Source organism: Caballeronia sp. M23-90 (genome assembly GCF_053574605.1).
The window spans coordinates 1-7626 of record NZ_JBSIPA010000326.1 but is presented as its reverse complement, the minus strand read 5'-3'; the positions used below and the strand labels follow the sequence as shown (position 1 = coordinate 7626).

The window sequence follows — 7626 nt, the reverse complement described above, 5'->3', positions numbered from 1 at the left end:
GAACCGATACCGCGACCGACGCGACGCTTTGCGTGCTTCGCGCCTTCTGCCGGCTTGAGGTTATTCAAATCCATATTCAACTCCTTGATCCCTGGTCAGCCGCTTAGCTGAGGACTTTGACAAGGTAGGTGGGAACATGGACGCCCCACGAGGCGTACAACATCCCCGCAATGAAGAAAACGGCCATGGTGGCGTACCGGGCGCGCTCACGCTTCCTGGCCGGGAGCCTCCTGTGCGCGGCTTGTACGGTATCGGAGCTGGTGGCGGGGGCGCTGGAAACTGATTCAGACACGGAACTCGCTCTCGTTATATCTTCGTTTTGAAGGCCGGTTCAATAACGTTGATGCAATTATTTACCCGACGAAGCTTTCGATTCTATCGAACGCGTTGTCGATACGCTTGTCTGAACACATCGAGATCCTGGTTCGGCTTCCTGATGAGGTTCGCCTTGAATATTCCGTCGCACGCGCCGTTGCATCTGTTGCACCAGGCGTCCAGTGGCACGCTCGCCACACATTCCCGCGAGCCGCACGGTTATCCCTATCCCACGGCATTGCCCTTCGCACCTACATCAGCGCACGTGCCGATGGTCTTGATCAGTCATCTGGCCGAACACACGCGAAACCTTCAGTCGGACGCGCGAGCCGGTTTTCTCATAGCCCACTCAGCGAGCGATGCCGTTCTCGAAGGCCAGCGTCTGACAATGCTCGGTTCTTTTTCTCAAGCCCCGGCAGAATCCATGTCTGAACTGTCGCGCCGTTATCTTCGATATCACCCTGATGCTGCCCGATATCTCGAACTGGGCGACTTCACTTTCTGGGTAATGTCAGTTGAACGCATGCGTTATATAGGCGGGTTTGGCGCAATGGGCTGGCTGGACGGAACTGCCCTCGATGAATCTGAAGCAATATCCGAAGAGAATGAATTGCAACTGCTGGAATTATTTTCCGATTGTTCGTTGCGGCCGCCGGAACTTGAACTAATCGGCGTCGACAAATACGGTTGTGATCTAAGAAGCTCAGGCGTGCGCAATCGTTTCACCTTTGATAAACCGAAAGACACGCAAGCCGAATTGAATGCTGCGCTGATCGATTGTATTGAACGGCATAGGTGATTGTCTGAACTCCAGACCTCGCAAACCTATGCAGACGCGTGCTGTTATGTCACTTGATTACAGGAAACGCTCATTGTCTGAAGGGTTTCTAACGCAAGCTCGCATCGGATGGAAGGTTTAAGCGACTCGTTTTAAGAGTATTCCCATTTTGTGAAAGATTTTCCGCATTCATTCAAAGATGTAAGTTGGATGAATGGAAAGTGCGGACCATTTAAAGAATCGCACCAAATGTTACCCACACCCGTTCGGCTGAATTGATTTAGATCGAGTGTGTTGAAACACGCATAAAGCCGTGGTTGTGTTAATCTGCGATCCATTGAGAGGCTTTACAATATAACCCCAAGCGGGCACTTGACTCGTACACTGCAAACCAAAGGAAAACATCATGACGTCTTACAAGGAACTTCTCGCGCAGCGCGAAAATCTCGAGCGACAGATTGAAGAAGCGAAGTCGCGGGAATACGCTGAAGTTCTCAATGAAATCAAGCAGAAAATGACCGACTACGGGATCACGCTTGCCGAACTGGCTGGTGGTCGCGGCGGTAAGAATCTGAAAAACGCAGCACGTCCGCGCGCTGGCGTGGCGCCGAAATATCGTGATCCGGATAGCGGTAGCACATGGTCGGGCCGCGGTAAGCCCCCAAAGTGGATTGCCGGTCAGGAACGCGACAATTTTCTGATCCAGAAGTAAGGTCTTTTCATATTAAAAAAGCCGCACCTGCAAAGCAGTGCGGCTTTTTTGTTTCCGGATGATATGGGCGGCTGACTGAGAACGCGTCGCGTTTCTTTTAAATCGATGATTTAAAAGGTTTTTATGGTCGTTTAGCGATCCCGTTTCCCGTTCGCCTTGGTAAGATTGCTCGTACAAACACTCCGAGCAATGAAATGCCGCTATCAACAGCGCGCACCGCTGAGAAGCATGAGGTCGCGCGTAAAACAACCTTTACCAGCATCGCGCTCAATTGCGTTCTGATGAGTGCGCAGATCGTTGTGGGCGTATTTGCTCATTCCCAGGCGCTTATTGCCGACGGTGTTCATTCGTTGGCCGATCTTGTGTCCGATTTTGTCGTATTGCTGGCAAACAAACGAAGTGCTGCGGCCCCGGACGATGACCATAATTACGGGCACAGCCGCTATGAAACAGTCGCTTCATTATTTCTCGGCGCATTGTTAATTGCGGTCGGCATCGGAATGTTATGGCGTGCCGGCGAGCGCATCACGAATCTCCAAGACATTCCGCAGGTCCATGCGAGTGCACTCGTGGTTGCGGTCATCGTCCTTGTTTCGAAGGAACTTTTATTTCGTTATATGTTGCGTGCGGCCGAACGTGTCCGATCCGCCATGCTCATTGCAAATGCATGGCATGCACGTTCGGACGCGGCGTCGTCATTAGTGGTGGGAATCGGGATTATCGGCAGCATGGCGGGCTGGCGCTTGCTCGATCCTATCGCCGCCGCAATCGTGGGATTCATGGTCGCCCGAATGGGTTGGACCTTCGGATGGGACGCTTTGCAGGATTTGTCCGATCGTGCCCTCGACCAGGCTGAATCCGAAAAACTGCGAACCTTGTTAATGGAAACGCCAGGCGTGCGCGACGTCCATGAATTGCGCACACGAAAAATGGGTGACCTTGCTCAAGTCGATGCGCATATTCTGGTCGATCCGCTGATCTCGGTTTCCGAGGGCCATTACATCGCTGAATCGGCGCGAGCGCGCTTGCTCACGAATACGCGCGTGGTCGACGCGTTGATTCATGTCGACCCGGAAAACGACGACATCAGCCCGCCGCCTGCGCGGTTGCCAACGCGCTCTGCGGTGAGCGATGCTGTGAGTGGGTTGCTGCGTGCGCAGGGAATGAGCTTCGATCAACTCAACCTGCATTATCTGAGCAGCGGGTTTGAAATCGATGTGCTGCTTCCTTCCGATTCAAGCGATGCTCAGATCGGGAAGCTGAGACAGATAGATTTCGATACCCTCAGGAAAGAGCTTGGCGTGCGACAGATCCGACTTGCCCGGAGTGTGCAGCCGGAGTCGTCGCCGCAAGCCCGGCCGCTCGAAGACGGCCGGGTGCTTGGCTGAGTTACTACAGCGTGATCAGAGCGGTAATTGGGTATCGAACTTGATTTCACGAAGTACTACGCTGGTCCGAACCTGCGCTACCGCCGGGATCTTGAAAATGCGGTCATGCAGAAATGCGTCGTACGACTTGATATCGGGCGCGACGATTTTCAAAATGTAATCGGCTTCGCCTGTGGTGCTGTAGCACTCGGTGACTTCAGGACACGTGATGATCTCGCGTTCGAATTGCTCGACGCCGCCCTCCGTATGTCGAGTGAGGTGGATATGCGCGAGCGCGCAAACATGCAGACCGAGTTTCTCGCGATCGAGCAGCGCCGTGTAGCGCTGAATCACACCTGATTGCTCCATATCCTTGATGCGCCGCCAGCAAGGGGTGCTGGAGAGCCCCACTTGATCGGAAATTTCTTGGACCGAACGCCGGGCATCGAGCTGCAGGAGTCGCAGGATTTTTTGTGAGAACGTATCGAGAGTCAACTGCGCCTCCTTTCGGCCGTTACCAACTCCAATAGTAGAGGTGGCAGAAAGGATGCGCAATGTCAAACGCCTGTCGTGAGCAATATTCCCTAACTCATTGCCCAGACTGCGCGTTTTGTGCTTCGTCGCCGTTGCCGCCGGTCGTTTCGCTGGCGGTTTTGAGCGATGCCAGCCTGGCGCGTTGAGCGCGCAACTCGGCCAGCATGTTGCAGAAGAGCGCGCCCTGTTCGATGGCGTCGTCCAGCGCCACATGAGTATGCGGATGTTCGTCGAACCAGTGTTTGGGCAAGCGCGGCTTGATGGCCTTCCGGTAGGGGAGGTCGGTGAGCGCAAAAGCGAGTGTCTTGATATCCAGCGCCGACCACGAAAACGGGCAGCTTCCGGCGAAACGCATCATGTACCAGAACATATAGGTGAAGTCGAAACCCGCCGGGTACGCCACGAACACGGGCTTGCCGGGCAACGCCTCGACCCACTTGACGTAAGCCTGCATTGCGGCGAGTGGTTGCTGCAGATCCGTCCGGCACGCAGCCCACGCTTCGGGCTGCGTCTTCCACCACGCGGCCTGGACTGGGTGAGGCGTAGCGCCCTCGAGCGTTTCGAGATTTGCCGAGAACGTAGCAACCAATTCCTTGTTCTCCGTATAAGCCGCCGATGCAAAACTGAGCATCGAATGAGGACCCGGAATCGGGCCGTCGGCTTCGACATCCGTGCTGACATAGATTTCAGGGATGGCGGTGCTCATGCAGTTTTCCTGTCGCCGACGTAGGGATTGGTCCGGCGTTCGTGGCCTAGCGTTGAAGTGGGACCATGTCCCGGCACGAACGTGACGTCGTCGCCGAGAGGCCAGAGTTTTTCTTGTACGGAGCGCACGAGGTCGGCGTGGTTACCGCGCGGGAAATCGGTTCGTCCGATCGAGCCCGCGAACAGGACGTCACCTACCAGCGCAAGCCGGTTTTCGCGGCTGAAGAACACCACATGGCCGGGCGTATGCCCCGGGCAGTGATAGACCTCCATGATTTCTTCGCCGAACTGAACAGTATCGCCTTCTTCCAGCCACCTCTCGGGCGTGAACACCTGGGCTTCGCCAAAGCCGAAGCGCTTGCTCTGCTCGGGCAATTGGTCGATCCAGAAAGCGTCTTCCTTGTGAGGGCCGTGGATCACGACGCCGTAGTGATCGGCGATTGCCTTGGCGCCGCCACAATGATCGAGGTGACCGTGGGTAAGCAGCACTTTATCAATGGTTACGTCGAGTTCGGCGACCGCTTCAATGATCCGATCGACATCCCCGCCCGGATCTACGATTGCTGCGCGCCCGGTTGCCTCGCACATAACGATGGAGCAGTTCTGCTGAAAGGGTGTCACAGGAATCAGGGTGACCTTCATGGATAGCAACCAGCATGTAAAACGTTCATTGTAGCGGGCGTAAACAATGGCTGCGGCTACGCATGCAGCGTTGGCCGATCGATCTAACGCGGGCGCAACAATTAGGAAAAATCCGCAATTTTTACGCTCCCAGAGAGAATGAGTAACAAATTGTGCTTGAATGGAGGGTCGGCTGGAGCTTTTGGGTATAATCGTTCCACTTGTGCATGGTTTGAGCATGCCATCAATGGGCAGGTTGGGAGCGCCATCAGCGCTTTCTACAATTGCCATCAAGTACGCAGTTCGAAGCAAATCGCTTTGAAATCGCAATCAAGCATCGATTCCGATCGATGTGCACGTCTTGTCCAGCCGGGTGCGAAGCACCCGCTCACGGCCTTAGCTGCCGTAACGCTGGATGGGGCCTACGCCGCCGTTCCTGTGCTGTTTATCGCGCAAGAACGTGTTTGCCACGTTCGATGGCGGCATGTGGGGTCTGGTCAGGCTGCCGGGGACAGGTTGCGCCAGACGTGAAAACTAACCGGGCTTGTGCGGCGAGGTACGCCGTTCCCGTGGATATGCGCGTCGTTCGAATTCTCGAGCGACGTCTGCTGTCGCGCGGAAAGCCTTGAGTTGTCTAATACCGTCTGAGAAATAGCAGACGGAACAGGCGGCTCGAACCGTTGATTACACGTCTATGAATGTACGACTCACTCGGCATTTCGGGAGTCTTTTTGTCGCAGCAATCCTCACGGGTTGCGCAATGCCACCGAGCGGTGGCGATCAGGCCGGCATCCAGAACACCGGAACGCAGGTCACGAAGAACGCTGCAGCACCGAAGTCCAGTTCCCCTCACGCCGCAACACCGCTGGCTTACGATTCCCGGCTGAACTCGATTCCATCGTCTACCGATCATTCGGCCGATGCGTCCTCGCTTGCCAATGCAGAGCCGATCACCGCCGGTCCGAATGTCGGCGACTTCGAGCAGCAGGGCCGCGCATCCTGGTATGGCCGTGGTTTTCATGGCCGCAAGACTGCCAGCGGCGAGCGTTACGACATGCACGCCATGACCGCGGCGCACCGCACGTTGCCACTGGCTTCGTGGGTTCGCGTGACCAACCAAAGCAATAACAAGTCGGTGGTCGTCAAGATCAACGATCGCGGCCCGTACGTCGGAAACCGTGTAATCGATCTGTCCTATGCGGCGGCCGCTGCGCTGGGTATGCGTGGCGCAGGCATTGGAAAAGTGAAGATCGAAGGGCTGACGCAGCAAGAAGCGCGACTGGCGCGGGAGCAATCGCTCGCGTCGCTCTCTTCGACTGACTGATCGGCTTGATTTGCCGAGCATCACAAACAAGCGGGCCGTTATTGCAACGGCCCGTTTTCTATTCGACGGACGATTCCTCCGCGTCCTGATCACCGCTGCGCGCTTTGTCCATCGCAAGCGCGCGCGTGTACAACGCGTTGCGCGATGCACCCGTCAACGTGGCCGCGAGCCGCGCCGCACTGCTGACCGATAATTCTTGCAGCAAGGTCTCGAGCAACGCGTCGTGCGCGTCATCGGCGGCTTCCTGCTGCGGCGCCCCTTCCACCACCAGTACAAATTCACCGCGTTGCCGGTTGGCATCGGCGGCTAACCACGTTGGCCCTTCGGCCAGGGTGCATTGGTGAATGCTCTCATGTAACTTGGTCAGCTCACGGGCAATCAGCAGTTTCCGATCGCCGCCGAACGCGCGTTCAAGCGCCTGCACCGTCTCCACTATCCGATGCGGTGCTTCGTAGAAGACGAGCGCGGGTACATGCGTGAGCAACGAGTGCAGTTGCGTGTCGCGCTGCTTGGTCTTGGTCGCAAGAAAGCCGATGAACGAGAAGGTGTGAACCCACGCGCCCGCCACGCTCAACGCGGTCGTGAGCGCGCTTGCGCCTGGCAACGGGATGACGGGAAAGCCGGCTTCGCGCACGGCATCGACGAGTTTTGCGCCTGGGTCCGATATGCCGGGCGTGCCGGCATCGGAGACACATGCAATACGTTCGCCATTACGCAGATGCGCGATCACGTGTTCGGCGGCGCTGCGCTCGTTGTGCTCGTGTACCGCTATGGTCGGCTTCGAAATGCCATAGCGCGAGAGCAGTTGCGACGTGTTGCGCGTGTCCTCGGCGGCCACCCGGTCGGCCAGGCCGAGCACGTGCAGCGCGCGCACCGTGATGTCCGCGACATTGCCAATAGGCGTCGCGACGATGTAGAGCGCGCCAGCCGGAAACTGCTGGCCCTGGGCAAGTTCGGAGAGTGGAGTCATGAGGGCGGGCGGCATGCGAAGAACGCATTGTGCCACGCGATCCGATACAACTTTTTGGGGAACGGGGTGTCGAAAACGATCGGAAGCGCGTTCGAGGAGCGCGCGCTGGAGTATTTGCAGCGTCAGCGGCTGCGCTTTGTCACGCGCAACTTCGTGTGCCGCGGCGGCGAGATCGACATTGCCAATAGGCGTCGCGACGATGTAGAGCGCGCCAGCCGGAAACTGCTGGCCCTGGGCAAGTTCGGAGAGTGGAGTCATGAGGGCGGGCGGCATGCGAAGAACGCATTGTGCCACGCGATC

8 protein-coding genes and 3 pseudogenes are annotated in these 7626 nt (G+C 56.9%); 5 read left to right on the top strand and 6 right to left on the bottom strand.

The annotated features are described in order from the left end of the window. Both rplO and ACRXB1_RS25325 read right to left on the bottom strand, forming a co-directional pair. Positions 1-74, bottom strand: a pseudogene (gene rplO, locus ACRXB1_RS25330) (50S ribosomal protein L15); the annotation flags it as partial. A gap of 53 nt (positions 75-127) precedes the next feature. Continuing rightward, a pseudogene (locus ACRXB1_RS25325) lies at positions 128-292 on the bottom strand (MFS transporter); the annotation flags it as partial. A 156-nt stretch (positions 293-448) separates the two neighbouring features. Here ACRXB1_RS25325 and ACRXB1_RS25320 point away from each other — a divergent pair. The 3 genes from ACRXB1_RS25320 to ACRXB1_RS25310 all read left to right on the top strand — a co-directional run bounded on the left by ACRXB1_RS25320 (position 449) and on the right by ACRXB1_RS25310 (position 3193). Further along, positions 449-1114 (top strand): HugZ family pyridoxamine 5'-phosphate oxidase, encoded by a 666-nt coding sequence (locus ACRXB1_RS25320; RefSeq protein ID WP_449493591.1) that lies wholly within the window; start codon positions 449-451, stop codon positions 1112-1114. 385 nt (positions 1115-1499) lie between these two features. Then, positions 1500-1805, top strand: a complete 306-nt coding sequence (locus tag ACRXB1_RS25315) for an H-NS histone family protein (RefSeq protein WP_062168663.1) — start codon at positions 1500-1502, stop codon at positions 1803-1805. A gap of 194 nt (positions 1806-1999) precedes the next feature. Beyond that, positions 2000-3193, top strand: coding sequence for a cation diffusion facilitator family transporter (locus ACRXB1_RS25310; protein WP_449493590.1), 1194 nt, complete (start codon positions 2000-2002; stop codon positions 3191-3193). A 15-nt stretch (positions 3194-3208) separates the two neighbouring features. Here ACRXB1_RS25310 and ACRXB1_RS25305 read toward each other — a convergent pair whose 3' ends face one another. From ACRXB1_RS25305 to ACRXB1_RS25295, 3 genes are all read right to left on the bottom strand, one after another. Further along, a complete protein-coding gene (locus ACRXB1_RS25305; RefSeq protein WP_062168666.1) occupies positions 3209-3667 on the bottom strand; it encodes an Lrp/AsnC family transcriptional regulator in 459 nt (152 codons plus the stop codon). A 94-nt stretch (positions 3668-3761) separates the two neighbouring features. Continuing rightward, positions 3762-4412 carry an exonuclease gene (locus ACRXB1_RS25300; protein ID WP_449493589.1) on the bottom strand — a complete coding sequence of 217 codons (651 nt, stop codon included), beginning with the start codon at positions 4410-4412 and terminating at the stop codon, positions 3762-3764. Next, positions 4409-5323, bottom strand: a complete 915-nt coding sequence (locus ACRXB1_RS25295; RefSeq protein WP_449493588.1) for an MBL fold metallo-hydrolase — start codon at positions 5321-5323, stop codon at positions 4409-4411. Before ACRXB1_RS25295 ends, ACRXB1_RS25300 begins: the two co-directional genes overlap by 4 nt. Positions 5324-5726: 403 nt before the next feature. On the opposite strand from ACRXB1_RS25295, the gene ACRXB1_RS25290 reads away from it, so the two are divergent. Further along, positions 5727-6356, top strand: a complete 630-nt coding sequence (locus tag ACRXB1_RS25290) for a septal ring lytic transglycosylase RlpA family protein (protein WP_174364067.1) — start codon at positions 5727-5729, stop codon at positions 6354-6356. Positions 6357-6414: 58 nt separating this feature from the next. Here ACRXB1_RS25290 and rsmI read toward each other — a convergent pair whose 3' ends face one another. Beyond that, entirely contained in the window at positions 6415-7326 is a 912-nt protein-coding gene (gene rsmI, locus ACRXB1_RS25285; protein ID WP_062170346.1) for a 16S rRNA (cytidine(1402)-2'-O)-methyltransferase, read from the bottom strand. On the opposite strand from rsmI, the pseudogene ACRXB1_RS25280 reads away from it, so the two are divergent. Continuing rightward, positions 7216-7467: pseudogene (locus ACRXB1_RS25280) on the top strand (hypothetical protein); the annotation flags it as partial. The gene rsmI and the pseudogene ACRXB1_RS25280 sit on opposite strands and share 111 nt — an antisense overlap. Positions 7468-7626 lie beyond the last annotated feature (159 nt).

Coding starts and splice junctions, on each gene's coding strand:
- ACRXB1_RS25310 (WP_449493590.1), top strand. CDS start 2,000: ATGCCGCTATCAACAGCGCGCACCGCTGAGAAGCATGAGGTCGCGCGT.
- ACRXB1_RS25300 (WP_449493589.1), bottom strand. CDS start 4,412: ATGAGCACCGCCATCCCTGAAATCTATGTCAGCACGGATGTCGAAGCC.
- rsmI (WP_062170346.1), bottom strand. CDS start 7,326: ATGACTCCACTCTCCGAACTTGCCCAGGGCCAGCAGTTTCCGGCTGGC.
- ACRXB1_RS25315 (WP_062168663.1), top strand. CDS start 1,500: ATGACGTCTTACAAGGAACTTCTCGCGCAGCGCGAAAATCTCGAGCGA.
- ACRXB1_RS25295 (WP_449493588.1), bottom strand. CDS start 5,323: ATGGCAATTGTAGAAAGCGCTGATGGCGCTCCCAACCTGCCCATTGAT.
- ACRXB1_RS25290 (WP_174364067.1), top strand. CDS start 5,727: ATGAATGTACGACTCACTCGGCATTTCGGGAGTCTTTTTGTCGCAGCA.